Annotated in this window: 17 protein-coding genes and 1 riboswitch; of the genes, 14 read left to right on the top strand and 3 right to left on the bottom strand. The window is 47.1% G+C overall.

All coding sequences use genetic code 11. The features are described 5' to 3' along the window. Positions 1-45 precede the first annotated feature (45 nt). From MMOL_RS00195 to MMOL_RS00180, 4 genes are read left to right on the top strand one after another with little or no spacing between them, the layout of a single operon-like run. Complete coding sequence (locus tag MMOL_RS00195; protein ID WP_238524385.1) at positions 46-702, top strand: thermostable hemolysin; 657 nt, start codon at positions 46-48, stop codon at positions 700-702. A 5-nt stretch (positions 703-707) separates the two neighbouring features. Beyond that, positions 708-2,201, top strand: a complete 1,494-nt coding sequence (locus MMOL_RS00190; protein WP_012777407.1) for an AMP-binding protein — start codon at positions 708-710, stop codon at positions 2,199-2,201. Between the two features lie 5 nt (positions 2,202-2,206). Then, on the top strand, positions 2,207-2,884 hold the full coding sequence (locus MMOL_RS00185) for an iron-containing redox enzyme family protein (protein ID WP_041928597.1): 678 nt from the start codon (positions 2,207-2,209) through the stop codon (positions 2,882-2,884). A gap of 11 nt (positions 2,885-2,895) precedes the next feature. Further along, positions 2,896-3,696 (top strand): SDR family oxidoreductase, encoded by an 801-nt coding sequence (locus MMOL_RS00180; protein ID WP_012777405.1) that lies wholly within the window; start codon positions 2,896-2,898, stop codon positions 3,694-3,696. 30 nt (positions 3,697-3,726) lie between these two features. On the opposite strand, the gene MMOL_RS12160 is transcribed toward MMOL_RS00180, so the two are convergent. Beyond that, entirely contained in the window at positions 3,727-3,873 is a 147-nt protein-coding gene (locus MMOL_RS12160) for a hypothetical protein (RefSeq protein ID WP_012777404.1), read from the bottom strand. 284 nt (positions 3,874-4,157) lie between these two features. Then, a riboswitch (TPP riboswitch) is annotated at positions 4,158-4,271 on the top strand. Between the two features lie 66 nt (positions 4,272-4,337). Between MMOL_RS12160 and thiC the strand changes: the two genes are divergently transcribed. Further along, positions 4,338-6,221: a phosphomethylpyrimidine synthase ThiC gene (gene thiC / locus MMOL_RS00175; RefSeq protein ID WP_012777403.1), complete on the top strand. Its 1,884-nt coding sequence runs from the start codon at positions 4,338-4,340 to the stop codon at positions 6,219-6,221. Between the two features lie 270 nt (positions 6,222-6,491). Beyond that, a complete protein-coding gene (locus MMOL_RS00170; RefSeq protein WP_012777402.1) occupies positions 6,492-8,141 on the top strand; it encodes a hypothetical protein in 1,650 nt (549 codons plus the stop codon). A 110-nt stretch (positions 8,142-8,251) separates the two neighbouring features. Here MMOL_RS00170 and MMOL_RS00165 read toward each other — a convergent pair whose 3' ends face one another. Beyond that, complete coding sequence (locus tag MMOL_RS00165) at positions 8,252-9,307, bottom strand: hypothetical protein (RefSeq protein ID WP_012777401.1); 1,056 nt, start codon at positions 9,305-9,307, stop codon at positions 8,252-8,254. 154 nt (positions 9,308-9,461) lie between these two features. Here MMOL_RS00165 and MMOL_RS00160 point away from each other — a divergent pair, with 154 nt between their 5' ends. The 8 genes from MMOL_RS00160 (at position 9,462) to MMOL_RS00125 (ending at position 17,201) form a co-directional block, all read left to right on the top strand. Then, positions 9,462-10,745, top strand: a complete 1,284-nt coding sequence (locus MMOL_RS00160; protein WP_012777400.1) for a pseudouridine synthase — start codon at positions 9,462-9,464, stop codon at positions 10,743-10,745. A gap of 44 nt (positions 10,746-10,789) precedes the next feature. After that, positions 10,790-11,179 carry a YidB family protein gene (locus tag MMOL_RS00155; protein WP_012777399.1) on the top strand — a complete coding sequence of 130 codons (390 nt, stop codon included), beginning with the start codon at positions 10,790-10,792 and terminating at the stop codon, positions 11,177-11,179. Positions 11,180-11,317: 138 nt separating this feature from the next. After that, on the top strand, positions 11,318-12,145 hold the full coding sequence (locus MMOL_RS00150) for an undecaprenyl-diphosphate phosphatase (RefSeq protein ID WP_012777398.1): 828 nt from the start codon (positions 11,318-11,320) through the stop codon (positions 12,143-12,145). A gap of 86 nt (positions 12,146-12,231) precedes the next feature. Next, positions 12,232-14,934: an AsmA family protein gene (locus MMOL_RS00145; protein ID WP_012777397.1), complete on the top strand. Its 2,703-nt coding sequence runs from the start codon at positions 12,232-12,234 to the stop codon at positions 14,932-14,934. Between the two features lie 70 nt (positions 14,935-15,004). Beyond that, positions 15,005-16,060 carry an A/G-specific adenine glycosylase gene (gene mutY, locus MMOL_RS00140; protein ID WP_012777396.1) on the top strand — a complete coding sequence of 352 codons (1,056 nt, stop codon included), beginning with the start codon at positions 15,005-15,007 and terminating at the stop codon, positions 16,058-16,060. Between the two features lie 128 nt (positions 16,061-16,188). Beyond that, positions 16,189-16,515 carry an ElaB/YgaM/YqjD family protein gene (locus tag MMOL_RS00135; protein ID WP_012777395.1) on the top strand — a complete coding sequence of 109 codons (327 nt, stop codon included), beginning with the start codon at positions 16,189-16,191 and terminating at the stop codon, positions 16,513-16,515. 5 nt (positions 16,516-16,520) lie between these two features. Next, a complete protein-coding gene (locus MMOL_RS00130; RefSeq protein ID WP_012777394.1) occupies positions 16,521-16,901 on the top strand; it encodes a phage holin family protein in 381 nt (126 codons plus the stop codon). A gap of 9 nt (positions 16,902-16,910) precedes the next feature. After that, entirely contained in the window at positions 16,911-17,201 is a 291-nt protein-coding gene (locus tag MMOL_RS00125) for a YqjK-like family protein (protein ID WP_012777393.1), read from the top strand. A 138-nt stretch (positions 17,202-17,339) separates the two neighbouring features. On the opposite strand, the gene fae is transcribed toward MMOL_RS00125, so the two are convergent. After that, entirely contained in the window at positions 17,340-17,891 is a 552-nt protein-coding gene (fae, locus tag MMOL_RS00120) for a formaldehyde-activating enzyme (RefSeq protein WP_012777392.1), read from the bottom strand. Positions 17,892-17,958 lie beyond the last annotated feature (67 nt).

Raw genomic sequence — 17,958 nt, 5'->3', positions numbered from 1 at the left:
CGTGTAGCAGTGATCAGTTTAGAAATAATCTATGATGAATTGAAAGTGAACGACAACATGCTGAGCCTAAGTTTGAATGTAAGCCCATTATTTTTTAATGCAGAAGCTGCGTATAAAACTCGCCCTTTTGCAGCAGCCAAGCGCCACCTTGCCAGCGATATCAAAGCGGCCTGCGTTGAGGTAGACGCACCAGACCGCAGAGAGGTGGAGCAGTTTATTCATGATGTATTTGCGCACACCTACGGCGCTGACATCCAACACTTTATGCCGCAGCTCATTAGCCTGCGCGGCGAGAATAATCAGTTAGTCGCGGCATTTGGCATGCGCAAAGCTGATGCAGAACCCTTGTTTCTAGAGCACTATCTGGATGCGCCGATTGAAACCATGCTCTCTAACCGCTTTAACCGTGTTATCACCCGCCAGCAAATTACCGAGATTGGTAATTTAGCCGTATCCAACCCGCGTAATGCCGGCGTGTTAATCGCACATGTCATCCAATACAGCTTAGACAATAACGTTGAATGGTGTGTAGCCACCGCCCACCACAGCCTGCAAAATGGGCTGATCAAAGGTGGGCGCGATGTTTATGCGTTACAAAGTGCCGAAAAATCGCGCCTCACGCCTGCCGAGCAAACTACTTGGGGGCGCTATTACGATAACTCACCACAAGTAGTGGCAGTGAGAGGGATAGCCCAGCTATAAATGCTATGCGAGTAGATAAAATTAACGCTGCTATCGCAACACATGCCGGCCACAATGGCAATAAAATCGCTCTGCGCGGCGCGAACAGCCAGCTCAGCTATGCCGAATTGCAAGCCGAGATTCAAGCACAGCAACGCATGTGGTGTGAGCTAAACCAGCAGCCCACCATTGCCTTGGCGTTAGATAACCATCCCGCTTGGGTGGTGCTGGATTTAGCTGCATTAGCAAGCAATATCCCGCTGATTCCACTTCCGTTCTTTTTTTCAAACACACAATGGTTGCACGCTATTGCAGATGCCGGTGTGAATATCGTAGTCACAGACCATCCGGAGCTGTTTGAGCCATTACTAAGCAACAACATTGCAAGCCAACTACAGTGGACAGTGGCCGGAAAAACACTCACGCAATTTGTATTAAAATCGCCAGCAAAAGCAGCCTTACCAGCAAACACTGCCAAAATCACCTACACCTCTGGCTCCACAGGCACTCCTAAAGGCGTGTGCCTCAGTACAGACAATATGATGAATGTAGCAACTTCGATTGCCGATGCTACCAAATTAACGTCAAACGATATCCATTTAAACGTACTGCCACTCGCCACCTTATTAGAAAATGTAGCTGGCGTTTACGCGCCATTGCTTGCCGGTGCCTGCTGCGTATTGCTACCTGGCAGCGACATTGGTCTAACACGCGCCACAGGGCTAGATATTCAAAAGCTGCTCAATGCATTTGTACAAACGCAAGCATCTACGGCGATTTTTACCCCAGAGCTACTGAATGCGATGGTGCATCAAATAGAAGCAGGCGCTAAGCTTCCCAACAACTTGCGCTTTTTAGCGGTAGGCGGCGCATCTGTATCACCAGCGCTACTTAAACGTGCACAGCAAGTCTCTATACCGGTGTATGAAGGTTACGGCCTTTCTGAATGCGCCTCAGTGGTAGCGCTCAATACGCCTGCATTTAATAAAACTGGCTCTGTGGGCAAGGTTTTGCCGCATCTGGACATAAGCTTCACGGACGAGCACGAAGTCGTCGTCAACGGCAATGCTTACTTAGGCTACGTAGGCCAATCTGCCACACAAGCATCGCAGATTTATACCGGAGACATTGGCTATATTGACGCAGACGGCTATTTAGTGATTTCTGGCCGTAAGAAAAACATATTTATCACCTCATTTGGACGCAATGTATCCCCAGAGTGGGTGGAGCGAGAGCTGACAATCTCGCCTAGCATCGCACAAGCAGCCCTGTTTGGCGAGGCAAGACCATGGAACACCGCGATTATCGTACCTGGCAGAAATAGCTCGATGGAGCAGATTAAAGCCACCATACAAAGCATTAATGATGCCTTGCCAGACTACGCCAGAATCACGCAATGGCTGCCAGCCGACGAACCATTTACGCTAAACAACCAACAGCTGACGGCTAATGGCAGAAACCGCAGAGACGCCATTTGGCAACATTACCAGCAAAAAATTAATGCGCTTTACGAAAGATAATGCATATGAACTTTTACCAAAGATTACTACAAGCAACAGAAAAAGAACGCCATGAGCTCCTGAGCCTACCGCTCATTACTCAGGGTGCTACCGGCAAGATTTCACGTGAAACCTATGTGGGATTTTTAACCCAGGCTTACCACCACGTAAAGCACACCACGCCGCTGCTCATGGCGTGCGGCGGTCGCCTGCCTGCGCATTATGAATGGCTACGCACCGCCATCGGTGAGTACATTGAAGAAGAAATGGGGCATCAAGAATGGGTGCTTAATGATATTGAAGCATGTGGCGGTGATAAAGAGGCGGTGCGCAACAGCGCAACAGCAAACCATAGCGCCAGCTTCGCCACCGAACTCATGGTGGCGTATGCCTACGATATGATTAACCGCGTCAATCCGGTTGGCTTTTTTGGCATGGTACTAGTATTAGAAGGCACCAGCACTGCAGTAGCCACGCACGCAGGTGAAGCACTTATGCAATCATTAAACCTGCCGAAGAAGGCCTTTAGCTACCTACTCTCTCATGGTTCGCTTGATATCAGCCATGTTTCATTTTACGAGAGCTTAATGAACCAAATCATCAATGCTGAAGACCAAGCCATACTGATTCACAGTGCTAAAACATTTTATAGATTGTATGGCAATATTTTCCGTACAATAGAAGCCGAATACATGCAAAATTGAATAGGGTTACTATGCAGCTAAAAAACAAATGCATTCTACTCACTGGCGCCACTGGCGGTATAGGCAAACATCTGGCACTCATGCTGGCACGCAAAGGTGCAAAGATGATTTTAGTTGGGCGCGATGGCAATAAGCTCGCCGCATTAAGCCAACAAATTCAAGACAAAGGCGGCAACGCCAAAGTCATTATTGCCGACTTTGAAGCCGCAGACAGCGTACAGCAAGTCGCCCAGCAAGCCCTGCAAATGTTTAATGGTATCGATGTGCTGATTAACAATGCGGCAATTCTGGATTTTATTCAATTTGAAGACCAAAGTGCGGAACGCATAGCGCAAATGGTACACACCAACGTCACCGCGCCAATTCAGCTTACCAATGCGCTGTTACCGCACTTTAAGTCTAATAATCAAGGTCAGCTGGTAATGATAGGCTCTATTTTGGGCTCACTGGGTTTTCCGCACTATGCTACCTACTGCGCAACCAAATATGCAGTTCATGGCTTTTCACAAGCCTTACGCCGTGAGTTGTGCGACACCAATATTGGCGTTACCTATATTGCCCCGCGTGGTGTCAACACACCGATGAACGACGCAGCAACGCTAGCGATGCTGGCTAAAACTGGCGGTAATATTGATGATCCGGAAAAAGTGGCGGAAATTATTGTGAAAGCAATCGAACATCAAAATCAGGAAGTATTTATTGGTCAGCCAGAAACGTTTTTCGCCTGGCTTAATGGCGTATTGCCAAGGGCGGTTAACCTAGGCCTAAAAAAACAAGCAAGACTGGCGCGTGAGTTTGCTGCAAAAAAATAATGAAGGGTTAAATTGCAACGCGATGGTGAATTAAACGTAAAGCACGACAGGAAATACGGTTGCCGCCAACACCAAAATCACCCACTCCATGCCCCAGCGCTCTAAATGACCAGTGAAATGAAAAAAGAGCGCTGTAATCGCCACAAGGTAATAACCGATATAGATAGCTAATGCCATAATTTCACCAATACCATTTTAAGTTTGAGTTAAATACGATACGTACACTACAAGTGTACCAAAAAACACACACAACCACTGATTTTTAAGCATTTCGCAGCCGCAATCCAGCATGCATTGATATAAAGCCGCCATCCAATAACCGCTATGACAGGCGCAACAGTAGCCACACCAACTCACTTAAACAGTTACGGCAATCTCGCCACTTACTTTAATCTGCAAGTTACACCAATTAAACACTTGACTTAAACACTTGGTTTTATAGCAAATTTAGCGTATATTTCGCTAATTGCTAGGGGTCTGCGTTTTTAAACAAATGGTTTAACAAAATGCAGTGAGATATACCCTTCGAACCTGATGCGGGTCATGCCGCCGTAGGAAAGCATCAATCCGCTTTCCTACAAATAAATTAAGTAAGGGCACGCAGCTTTTCTGCTCCTTACGTTCTTTGCTAGGAGCCACACTTGAACGCCACCGATAAAAATCTAACCAAGTTTCTTAATGAAACTGCCTCTGTTGATGAGAGCGCAACCACCCCTTTTGCTAAATCACGCAAAGTATATGTTGAAGGTTCACGCCCAGATATCCGCGTACCATTCCGCGAAATTTCATTAAGCGATACCCCTTCTGCGTTTGGTGCAGAAAAAAACCCACCTGTAGTCGTTTACGACACATCAGGCCCATACACAGACCCAACCATCAGCATTGATATCCGCAACGGCTTGCCAGCTTTGCGTACCGGCTGGATTACGGAACGTGGCGATGTAGAACAATTAGATGGCCCTACTTCTGAATTTGGTCACCAACGCCTAGTTGACCCAGAGCTTTCAGAAATGCGCTTCAACCTGCACCGCAAACCATTGCGCGCAAAAGCTGGCGCTAACGTATCGCAAATGCATTACGCACGCCAAGGCATTATCACCCCAGAAATGGAGTTCATTGCCATTCGTGAAAACCAACGTCGCGAAAACATGAGCGAGCTGTTGCAAACACAGCACCCAGGTCAAGACTTTGGTGCCAACATCCCGAAAATGATTACGCCAGAATTCGTGCGTGATGAAGTTGCTCGTGGCCGCGCGATTATCCCGGCTAACATCAACCACCCTGAAATCGAGCCGATGATTATTGGCCGTAACTTCTTGGTTAAAATCAATGCCAACATCGGTAACTCAGCACTAGGCTCTTCTATTTCTGAAGAAGTAGAGAAAATGGTATGGAGTACACGTTGGGGCGGCGATACCGTGATGGATTTATCAACAGGTAAAAACATCCACGAAACCCGTGAGTGGATCATCCGTAACTCACCAGTGCCTATCGGTACCGTGCCTATCTACCAAGCTTTGGAAAAAGTAAACGGCAAAGCTGAAGACCTGACATGGGAAATCTTCCGCGACACATTGATTGAGCAAGCAGAGCAAGGTGTGGACTACTTTACTATCCATGCAGGCGTACGCTTGGCTTACATTCCAATGACTGCAAAACGTATGACCGGTATCGTGTCACGCGGTGGTTCTATCATGGCGAAATGGTGTTTAGCACACCATAAAGAGTCTTTCTTGTACGAGCACTTTGAAGACATCTGCCAAATCATGAAACAGTACGACGTTTCATTCAGTTTAGGTGATGGCTTACGTCCAGGCTCAATCTACGATGCTAACGATGAAGCACAATTTGCAGAATTGAAAACATTGGGTGAGTTGACACAAATCGCTTGGAAGCACGACGTACAATGTATGATCGAAGGCCCAGGCCACGTACCAATGCACCTGATTAAAGAAAACATGGAACTGCAATTAGAGCATTGCGGTGAAGCACCGTTCTACACATTAGGCCCATTAACCACTGACATCGCACCTGGTTACGACCACATTACTTCAGGTATCGGCGCAGCCATGATTGGCTGGTACGGCTGTGCAATGCTGTGCTACGTAACACCAAAAGAGCACTTAGGCTTACCAGACAAAGAAGACGTACGTGTTGGTATCATTACCTACAAAATCGCAGCACACGCGGCAGACTTGGCAAAAGGTCACCCAGGCGCGCAAATTCGCGACAATGCTTTATCAAAAGCACGTTTCGAATTCCGTTGGGAAGACCAATTCAATCTGGGTCTAGATCCAGAAAAAGCTAAGGAATTCCACGACGAAACCTTGCCACAAGAAGGTGCAAAACAAGCACACTTCTGCTCAATGTGCGGCCCACATTTCTGCTCAATGAAAATCTCGCAAGACGTTCGTGATTACGCAGCTGAGCAAGGTGTTTCAGAGCAAGAAGCGCTGACCAAAGGCATGCAGGAAAAAGCCATCGAGTTCGTGAAAAAAGGCTCAGAGGTTTACCAAAAAGTGTAATAGCAATTCTTCACTCCCGAGCAGTCGGGAAGTTAAGTAAAAAAGCCAGCGCAATGCTGGCTTTTTTATTGCCAGTCGCCACACGCTCATCGCTTTACATTGCCTAAACATCGCTGCATCAAGCAAATAAATATGCCTGCGTTTACTCTATACCATTTTTAATACTTGAATTACGCATCCACTTGAGCAATCATTGTGCATACTAAATAATTGCTCATACTTAAGACTCTACCTAAATATTTCTCAAAACAACTTCTATCAAGGTATTTTGTGGCAAACAATATTGAAACTTGCACCGTTAAAGAATTTAGGCAAACCCTGCTATGGCCGGTGCAACTCATCACGGATGCTAGCCAAGGCAAAATCCAACGTCCTTGGGATATTTTAAAAAACATCAGTGATACGCCTTGGCGCGAGATTGAAGATGATTTCTCCATGGCGGCACAATGCTTAAGCGAGTTACGTTACCAAGAGTTTGTAACGTTTATGCCATATGCACAGCGTTTTTTATATGGAGAAGGTAAGCACGGCAAAGAAGCAGGCGGCTATGGCGAGTCCCCCATTCATATTTTTACCCGTAATGATGTTACACAGGTTCGCATTACGCTCACTCACGACACCGCCCCTATACTGTTAAAAGTAGCGCATATTGAGTTGTATTTCTTCTACGATATTGATATTGCCTTTTTAGCACTAGAAGTCACCGGCAAAGATATTCAGCTAAAACACGCTATGGACACGCTCTACCGTCTAGGGCGCACCTACCCCAACTATTGGGAAGAGTCTGGCGATGCCGGCCATTGTGCCAAAAGCATAGAATGGCTAGATAGCAATAATCAAGTGCTTTCCAGCTCCGATTATCAAGACAAGACGCGCTACCTGGCATTTGTGAAGGATAACCACGTACCTTGCGTATCCTTGCATTGGGAGTTCTTAATGCGCCCGCTGGTACAGCACTACTCCAGCCAGGTGGGAGAAATTCGTTACCGCGAGATAGAATACCAGCGCATGCCTTTAATGGGCTACTTTGCGTTTGAGAGTATTACCGAACTGACCCGTGGTGATTTAATCCGCTTGGGTTTGGTGACACAGCCGTGGGACTCTAACTCACTACCGTTTACTGAAGATTTTTTAGCCGACTTTGAAAAGAAATATTGTTATGACCGCTACTGGGATAACCAGAAGATAGATCCCTGGAGCACCACGCGCATTATGTGTACCGGCCAAAACTTCGTGGTGGTTGGCAGTCAGCAACACCGTGTCTTTACTAACAATAAAACCGGCATTAAAAACAATTATCAAAACCAATACTTCTTACTATTTTTAATTGCGCACTTTCAGAAAGCGGCATTACTCATGCTGTCAGACCGTATGGTGCAAGCCATTAGCCGCTTAAACCTTGAGAGCGAGCAATCCATCAAAAGCTTTAGGCAAAATATACGCAACGTAATGGGTGTGTTTCTGCGCTTTACCCATCGCTATTGGTTTGAGAGCATTTCTGACCAAGCCGTTTCCAAAGACTTGTTCAACATGATGCACAAACAACTAGGCACTGCCGATCTGTTTGAAAAAACCCGTCGGCGCATTATGGATATGGCTGAGTATTTGGAAGGAGAAGAAATTAAGCGTCAGGCAGATACCGTGGTGCGTCTAACGGTAGTCACCATTTTTGGTCTTATCGGCACCATGACCAGCGGTATTCTGGGCATGAATATTTTCGATTTTACCCAAATCTCCACCAGCTCAAAACTGCTATATTTTATGGGTATTTTTATACCAGTAAGTGCCCTCACCTTTTATACAGTGATTAAATCACGCAGGCTCTCACTCTTTTTAGATGCACTTTCTAATGAAAATGCTGGCTTGAAATATAAATTAAGCAAACTGAAAAAGGTTTGGTTTGGTAAGGTTGAAGACTAACCAGCTTGAGCATTGATGTGCATATGCCACGCCTCTATAGCAATTTGATAAAATTGCTTGCAACCGATGCTGGGCGTAATCACAAGGAAATACATTGAAATAAGCATTACCTAGTGATACTCATTACCGCCACCACCTCGATGATCACGCATGCTATCTCCTCCCCGATTATTGTCACCACTCCACTCTCTGCCCCGCCTGCCCCTTGGCTCATTTGTTGTATTATTTCCATCCTGACCAGTCTCTTGCTGAGGCTGTTGACGACGATACTGTCGTTGCGGCTGCCTTTCTTGAGTTGCACCCTGCTCTGGCCTATACACATCTACGCCATCTTGCTGATCGCGTTGGTCAACTCTTGGCCGCGTCCTTTGATCCTGAATTTCAGGACGGCCTTGTTGCGGCATTGGCGGTGCTGACCGTTGTACGTCTTCATCACGATTTATATATGCCCCTGAATTGGGAACGTTAGCCTGACTAGGTGCTCGCACATCATCACCCTGCTGTGGATTGCTATTTTGTCTCGGTATACGCTGCCTTTCTTGCTGGATAGATCCCTGCGGTGGTGCAGCCTGCTCCTGATATTGCTGTTGCACTACAGGGTCACGCGGCTGATAATGATAATTTTGCTGATGGATTTCATACTGCTGCTCTACTTGTCTAGGGTAGCGATCCCCTGAGTACTGTTTTTGATAAACCGGCGGTGGCGCAGGTTGTGGCGCAGAACGGCGATCCCATCTATCCCAGCCACGTCTATGTTGACTCCAATCATGCCCCCAACGATCACCCCAGCGCGGTGGGGCATCACCCCGCCAGCCGATAAAATAAGCAGGTGGTCGACGATAATAGCGAACCGGAACACGTAGAATGAATACCGGAACAAACTCAGGCTCTACGATCCACCACGGCCCGTTATACCATGAACTGGCGTACCAATAATCATCCTGATAAACCCAGTAAAGGCCATCGTAAAAGAATAAGTTCGCCTGTAGCCGTGGGGCGTAATAGACAGGATAACCGGGAACCACCACTAACTCAGGATACGCTGGGAAGTTAATGCCGATGCTAACGTGAGGGAGTCCGATACCTATGCCCACCTGAACTGCAGCAGAAGTCACGGAACTCAGTAACACCCCTAACACGATTAATAAATAACGAACCCTTTTCATCCTTATCACCTCCAAGTCCAGACAAATTGGACTATCAGGTCGAATATCAGTTCGACCCATCACTGTATAGACAATTGCTTGATTTAATAAATACAAATACTTAGTGATATTTTGTTAAAATAGCTCATTCATCTAAATTTGTACTCACGCCACTTTGACCACACTTAAAATCACCAAAAAACCTAGCGACACCACTGCTACCACTAAAGCACCGGTGCGCCGCTCAACCACGATTACGCGTGACCGTAGCGTTGCTCCGGCAAAACCACAACGTCCGAGTGCACCTGAGGCAAGCTCGCCTATGCGTGCCAGCGATGAGCAAAGAGCGCCGCGGCAATCTGCGGATAGGCAAGATAGGCCGAGACAAGACAGACCATATACAGACTCAGCAAGACAAGATGCGCCACGTCAGCGGAACCACCGCCACGATGGTACGTTGCACTCAACTTCCCGCGAGCAAACGCCTGATAGCCGTGCGCCATCATCGCGCCCGATTAACCCAGATGCTCGAAAACCAGACGCGCGCAAATTAGAAAGCATGCAAACCACACGTGATAGAGCAGACCGTGAAGGCGCCTACCGCAACCCACCACGCCGTGGCGGTAAAGTGCGCGATGGCTTTGTGGCCAGTGAGTTTGATAAAACCCGTACCAATAAAGAAGCATTTGCCGCCAAAGCTAATGCTAGCCAGCCAGATTTGCCACGCTTATCTAAAGTGATGGCAGAGCGCGGGCTGTGTTCACGCCGTGAAGCGGATGAGTGGATTAGCAACGGCTGGGTAAAAGTAGATGGTGAGATCATTGAAACATTAGGCACACGCATCAAGCCTGATGCCGAAATCATTATCAGCAGTTATGCACAGGAGTATCAGGCTGAAAACGTGACGATTATTCTGCACAAGCCTGTGGGTTATGTGAGCGGTCAGGCGGAAGATGGTTATCAACCGGCTATCGTGCTGGTACACCCAGACAACCAGTGGGAAGACGACCCTGAGCTGCACAAGCACAACCCCAAACAATTTCACCGCGGCATGCTGCAAGGCTTAGCGCCAGCTGGCCGCTTGGATATTGACTCCACCGGTATGTTAGTGCTCACTCAAGATGGCCGCATTGCGCGCCACTTGATTGGTGAAGATTCTACGGTAGAAAAAGAGTATCTGGTGCGCGTCACCGGTGAGCTGAGCGATGCCGACATGAAACGCTTAAATTACGGCCTAAGTTTAGACGGCGAAAAGCTGAAACCAGCCAAAGTAAGCTGGCAAAATGAAGATCAATTACGCTTTGTGCTGCGTGAAGGCAAAAAACGGCAGATTCGTCGCATGTGCGAAATGGTGGGCTTGCATGTCGTTGGCTTAAAACGCATTCGCATGGGCAGCATTACGTTAGGTAAGTTACCGGTAGGACAATGGCGCTATTTACGCAGTGATGAGCGCTTTTAATGTAGCATAGCTTAATAACTAATTATTGATAGCGAGGTTTCATCATGGGATTATTTGATAGTTTAGCTGGCGCAGTGTTAAGCAACATGGGCGGAGATAAAGGCGCCATGCTGCAAATCGCCATGGATTTGTTTAAGCAAAATGGCGGCTTAGAAGGCGTGCTCGCCAAATTTAATGACGCAGGTTTTCCTGAGCAAGCGGCATCTTGGATTAGCAAAGGCAATAACTTGCCGATTTCTGCCGAGCAAGTAACAGAAGTGCTGGGCAGCGACAGCATTGCCGGCATTGCCGAAAAGCTCAATCTCTCGCCTGATAACATCAGCGAAAAAATTGCAGAATACTTGCCACAGGCGATCGACAAAATGACACCAAATGGTGAAGTAGACGGCAACTCTGGTAATTTATTATCAGCCGTCATGGGGATGCTAAAATAACAGCTCCACAATAGAAACGGCGCTTAAGCGCCGTTTCTATTCAATATTCAGATGCCTAGCATCAGAATGCCTTGCATTAACCTTTGCTCATAAGCTCGGTTACCGCCTATCTAATCACTTTACTTATCAAAATCAGCTATGGATATCTTGTTACTACTGAAAGCCGCATTACTGGGCATCGTTGAGGGTGCAACCGAGTTTTTGCCTATTTCCAGCACCGGGCATTTAATCTTGGCCGGCGACCTGTTGAACTTCATGAACCATGAAAAGCGCAACGTATTTGATATTGCCATACAGCTGGGTGCCATTTTAGCCGTGGTGTGGGAATACCGCGCTCGCTTTACCAACACATTTGCCGGTATAGGACGCGACCCGATTGCTAACCGCTTAATCATTAATCTGGCCATTGCGTTCTTACCGTTAGCTATCTTAGGTTTGGCTTTTGGTAGCATTATTAAAGCCCATCTGTTTAAACCCGTGCCGGTCGCTCTGGCCTTCATTATCGGCGCGTTTATTATTTTGTGGGCAGAAAAACGTACACATACCATCACCATAGAAACGGTGGATGATATTCGCCCAGCAGATGCTTTAAAACTGGGGCTGGCACAAGCGGTGGCGCTAATTCCAGGCATGTCGCGCTCAGGCTCTACCATCATCGGCGGTTTATTTTTTGGCTTATCGCGCAAAGCAGCCGCGGAATTTTCATTTTTCCTCGCTGTCCCAACCCTAGGCATGGCCTCTATTTACTCCATGTACAAAGACCGTGCCCTACTCAGCATGGACGACATGGGCGCTTGGGCAATGGGGTTTATATTTTCGTTCATTAGTGCCATGATTGCGGTTAGAGCGCTTATTCGCTACGTCAGCAACCATGACTTTACGATTTTTGCATGGTATCGCCTGGTGTTTGGCGGCATCGTACTGCTAACAGCTTATACAGGTTTAGTGGACTGGACTGTGCACTAAACTGTGAACTAAAAACGACAATATGAACGTGTAGTACAGATGGTGACAATCATCGACTCATCAATAAGACTTAATAAGGTGACATCATGAAAAAATTATTGAAATACGGTCTTTATGGCTTTGCCGGCGTGCTTGCTTTGCTGGTGTTGGCTGTTGCCGTCATCGCTGCCACATTCAACCCCAATGATTACAAGCCGCTCATCATCAAGCTAGTGCAAGAGAAAAAACAGCGCACACTGCATCTTGAGGGCGATATCAAACTCGCTTTCTGGCCAAAAATTGGGGCGGATCTAGGTAAACTTTCCATTTCTGAACACAACTCTGAGCAAACTTTCGCCTCGATTCAGGGCGCAAAAGTGGCGCTGGCACTGCTGCCTTTGCTGAAAAAAGAGCTAGTGGTAGATACCATCTACATTGATGGTGCCCAAGCCAACATTATTAAATATAAAGACGGCACCACTAACTTTGATGACTTGCTCAGCAAGGACGAGGAAGAGTCTGAGCAAATTAAATTTGATGTAGATGGCGTTAAGGTCACCAACTCTGCCGTGACTTATAGCGATGAAGGCACAGGTGCAAAATATGCACTATCTAAATTTAATTTAAGCGCGGGTCATGTTGCATTAGCACAGCCATTTGATTTAGCCACAGACTTTAGCGCAACTGCAAACCAGCCTGCTGTGGCAGTGGATGTAAAACTAAAGGGTAATTTTCTGGCAGACCCGGAAGCTAAGCACTTTGCCGCAAAAGGCTTGGACGCCACCATTAAAGGCGACGTAGCAGGCGGAAAAGATGTCACCGTCAGTATGAGCGGTGATGTTGATGCCAAACCGGAAACACGCGAGTTCTTGATTGACAGCTTAAAGTTAGCCTTAACCGGCCAGTTTGACGGTGCCAAAGTGGCACTAGACCTAAATGCACCGGCACTGGTTGCGCAAAAAGACGAAGTCACCAGCAAAAAAATCAGCGTGAGCTTAAGCCAAGAGAAGGCCAGCGACAGCTTTAAAGCCAACTTGGTACTGGCTGATATCAAAGGCTCGCCTAAAGCATTACAAAGCAGCGGCATCAGCGGCGATATTAGCGGCACTCAGGGTAAACGCAGCATTAACGGTAAGTTTTCATCTCCGTTCCAGGGCAACCTTGAAAGCCTGATTTTTGACCTACCTAAGTTTGCCGGCAATATCGACATTAAAGATCCGGCGATTCCTAACGGCAGCGCCAAGGTGAATTTTGATTTAAGCCTGCATGCAGATGCCGAACAAGAGCAAGTACACAGCAAGTTCTTGATGAATGTGGATAACACTAAACTCAATGGTAACGTAGCGCTCGCTAACTTTAAAAAACCCAATATTCAGTTTAATTTAACGGCAGACGCCTTAGACTTAAACAAGCTTTTAGGTGCCAAACCAGCGCAAAAAGCCGAAACCAAGCAAGCTAGCACTGCCAGCCAAAAACCTGCAGACATGTCGGCGCTGGGCAACTTGCTGTTAGACGGTAAAATCAATATCGGCCAAATTAGCTACGATAAATATCGTTTATCTGGCCTCAATGTTAACGTGAAAGCCGATGGTCAAAAACTAGCACTGACCGGCCTCAACGTGAAATTTGACGACAGCCAAATCAAGGGTGGCTTAGGCATTAGCCAGTTTCATAAACCGTTGTACAGCTTTGACCTCGACATTGACCAGCTCAATCTGGATAAATACGTGATTGCCAGCGACAAACCGGCAACGGAAACCAAAGCTAGCACTGGCGCCAGCAGCGCCGATGCGCCGCTGGACCTGAGCGCGCTGAAAGCATTGAATGCCAATGGCTCTATCCGTATTGGCAACTTAAGATACGGTAAAACCAAGGCATCCAACGTGCGGGTAGATTTAAAAGCGGCGGATGGCGTGGCGACCATTGCCCCGCTTTCTGCAAATTTGTATCAAGGCAGTATGAATGGCTCGCTTAAGGTAGACGCGCGCAGCACACCCAGTATCGCCTTTAAGCAAGATATGAAGGGCATTGCCATTGGCCCGTTACTGGTCGATGCCATCAATAATGATATGTTGGACGGTAAAGGCGCGTTGAGCCTAGACGTCACCGCCTCAGGCAATACAGTAGGCGCGATGAAGAAAGCACTCAATGGCACATCTTCACTGCAATTGGCGGATGGTGCAGTCAAAGGTATCGACATTGCTGGCACCATTCGCAATGCCAAATCTAAAATCAATATTTTCAAAGACAAAAGCAGTATAGGTGCTGACCAAACGCAAAAAACTGACTTCAGCGAACTCACCGCATCATTTAATATTAAAAATGGCGTTGCCCACAACGAAGACCTGGCCATGAAAGCCCCGATTTTGCGCCTAGCCAAAGGTGATAGCCGTGGTGATATCGATATTGCCAACGAGAACATTAACTATCTTGCCAAACCTACCATTGTTAAATCGCTTAAAGGCCAAGGCGGGGCAGAGCTTGATTCGCTCGCTGGCGTATCTATCCCGGTTAAAGTGACCGGTACCTTCTCTGCACCTAAATACGGCATTGATTTTGCTGCACTGGGTACCGCCATTGCAAAATCTAACCTGATTGATAAAATCGGCGGTGATAAAGCAGGCGCGGTAAAAGCCTTGGTCGGCGGCGAAGGCAACAAAGTGGATGCATTAAAAGGCCTGCTCAACAAAGACAAACCAGCCGATAAAGCCACTGCACCGGCAGACGGCGCGGCAGAACAGCCAAAATCGGCTGAGCAGCTAGCCAAAGAAAAAGCGGAAGAAAAACTTAAAAAAATGTTTAAATTTTAAGCAAAGCACTGCGTATAGCACTACACACAGCACTTGACCCAACTTTCACTACTATTTAAGTACGCGATTCATGACTGACTTTGCCAACCGCCTGATTTCTTGGCAAAAAATACACGGGCGGCACGATCTGCCGTGGCAAAACACCACCGATCCCTACGCAATCTGGGTATCAGAAATCATGCTGCAGCAAACCCAAGTGGCGGCAGTGATTGGTTACTACAGCAAGTTCATGACCAGCTTTCCAACCATTGCCGATTTAGCTAATGCCACACAAGATGAAGTACTGCAGCACTGGAGCGGCCTAGGCTACTACTCCAGAGCGCGCAATCTGCATCATGCCGCACAAACCATTATGGATGAGCATGGCGGGCAGTTTCCACAAGACTTTGACACGATACAAACCCTGTCTGGCATTGGCCGCTCCACCGCAGCGGCCATAGCCTCGTTTGCCTTCCATCAAGTACAAACCATTTTGGATGGCAATGTGAAACGGGTGCTGGCTAGGCACTTTGCCATCTCCGGCTGGACCAGTTCGCCCAAAGTTGAAAAAGCACTATGGCAGCTGGCAGAGAGCTTATTGCCGCAGTCCGACATGGTGGCCTATACCCAAGGCCTGATGGATCTTGGCGCCACCATCTGCACTAGAAGCAAGCCCAAGTGTACTGCCTGCCCCTTGGTAAGCTCTTGCCTCGCCCAGCAACAACAGCTCACTGCAATATTACCTACACCCAAGCCTAAAAAGAGCATCCCGGAAAAGAACACCACCATGCTCATTTTGCGCCAAGGTGATGAAGTCATGCTAGTTAAACGCCCTGCTAGCGGCATATGGGGTGGGCTATGGAGCTTTCCGGAGTGGGATGATAGCGTGCATCAGGATTACACAGCAATCGCACGCAATCAATTTGGTGTCAGCACTACGGTAGATGCACCATTGGCCAGCATCAGCCATGTGTTTACCCATTTTAAGCTGCATATCAAGCCGCAGCCGCTCAGTGTTAACCAGCATGCGTTGCAAGCACGCGAAGCCAATGCCATCTGGCTAACGATTGAAGATGCGCTGGGAGCCGCCATCCCCACGCCAGTACGCAATATCCTGTTAGAACTAAGCAGCACTGTGGCTGCATGACACATTTCTTGCCCTATTACCTAGCAAGGCGTAGGATTAAAACTATAACAACCATCAATTAAATTGAATCTAACGTTCAGATAGCAGTCAGACCACTCTCAAACAACAACGTATAAGGAGAAACATAAATGAACAACAACAATTTACCTTCACCAGTAGATGTTTCTAAAGAACAATTGATTGCCGACTTCAAAGTAGTCATTGCAGATGCAGAGGCTTTATTGAAAGCAACCGCTAGCCAAGGTGGCGAAGCAATGGCTAACTTGCGTGCAAAAACAGAAGAATCACTCGCTGTTGCCAAAGAAAAATTAGCCGATGCACAAGAAGTATTAGTAGCAAAAACCAAAGCCGCAGCACGCGCCACCGATGACTATGTCCACGACAAACCTTGGCACGCAGTAGGCATCGCGGCTGGTGTAGGCTTGGTCATTGGCTTACTTATTGGTCGCCGTTAATTGTAATGAGTGACAGCAATAGTAATGATGGGCTGTTAGGCTCACTGAAAAGGCTCACCAACACCTGCATCGGGATTGTGCACACGCGTCTTGAGTTGCTAAGTACAGACTTAGAAGAAGGACGCGAGCGTCTAATCTCTTTACTGGCGATGACCTTTGTTGCCCTCTTCTGCCTGTGCTTTGGCATGGTGCTGTTGGCTATCCTGATTGTGGTGTTATTTTGGGATACACATCGCCTGCTGGTGTTGAGCCTGCTCACAGGTTTGTTTATTGTCACCGGCGGCATGATTGGCGCAATGGCAATGCGCGCGCTTAAATCCATGCCTAGGATGTTCGAAGCCAGCTTAGCCGAGCTGGTAAAAGACCATCAAGAAACTAGAGATTAGGAGCGATTTGTGAGCCCTAAGCGCGCAACCATCGCCGAGCGCCGCGAGAAACTAATCCAAAAAGCGGCGTCTCAACGTGCTTTACTCGCAGAGGATATCGCCCCCTTAGGCAAACCATTAACCGTGGCCTATCGTGGCTTTCAGCTTGTGCGCTACGTCAGGCAGCACCCGATTTTAATGCTGGGTGTCACCACAGCGATCAGCGTGATTCGCCCGGCACGTGTGCTTAAATGGTTAAAAACCGGCTTCTCTGCACTTAATCTGGCACGTAGCGTTAGTAATATCTTAGTTAAGAAATAGAAGCGTTAGAAATTATTAAAGTTAGAAAATAAAAAAAGCGGCCATCAGCCGCTTTTTTTATTACATCACCTAATATTCGATGCCTAAACTTATCAGAGCTTCAGCATCAATATAGATCAAATAGCCTAATCAGCTATCTTATTTTTGATCCCAAGAATCTTCCCACATACAGTGTTTGATTTTGTTACGGTTAGCAATCAACTCATCAATGCTAGGCTCGTCGTTCAATGCACGTTTGATCGCCAATTTAGTTGCATCGTAGTTGTTTTTGTACATATCAGCTTTGTCCAAAGTACCTGCTTTTTCCAACTCGATACAACCTGGATCGATCCATACCAAGCTGATGATGCATAGGTCGTTTGCTTGCTCTTTAGGAATAATGCCTTCGATTACACAGTCCAAGATTGCATCAGCAGTTGCCGCTTGTACCACGCCACCGAACAAAGCTACATCAGTGCTGCCTTTTAATGTTACTTTTGGTACTGTCATACATACTGGGCGTACCATTTGGTTGATATCACGTACTGCAAACATTGCAGTATGGCCTTTGCTTTGTGCCATTAAGTTTGCAAACGCTTGGCCTACTGGGCCATCAACCGCGCCAATTAAGATTTCTGGCATCGCTGCGGTAACGTCTTTACCTTCTGAGTAAACAGTGGCTTCGCCTGCTTTGAAAATGATTTTTGACATGAGAAATCCTTGAGAAAATAAAACGATGAAAATATGAATAAAATCAATTATGAATAAAATTAATGAC

The organism is Methylotenera mobilis JLW8, from assembly GCF_000023705.1.
Classification (GTDB): Bacteria; Pseudomonadota; Gammaproteobacteria; order Burkholderiales; family Methylophilaceae; genus Methylotenera; species Methylotenera mobilis.
The sequence above is the reverse complement of the archived record's forward strand: the minus strand, read 5'-3'. Positions and strand labels throughout refer to the sequence as shown.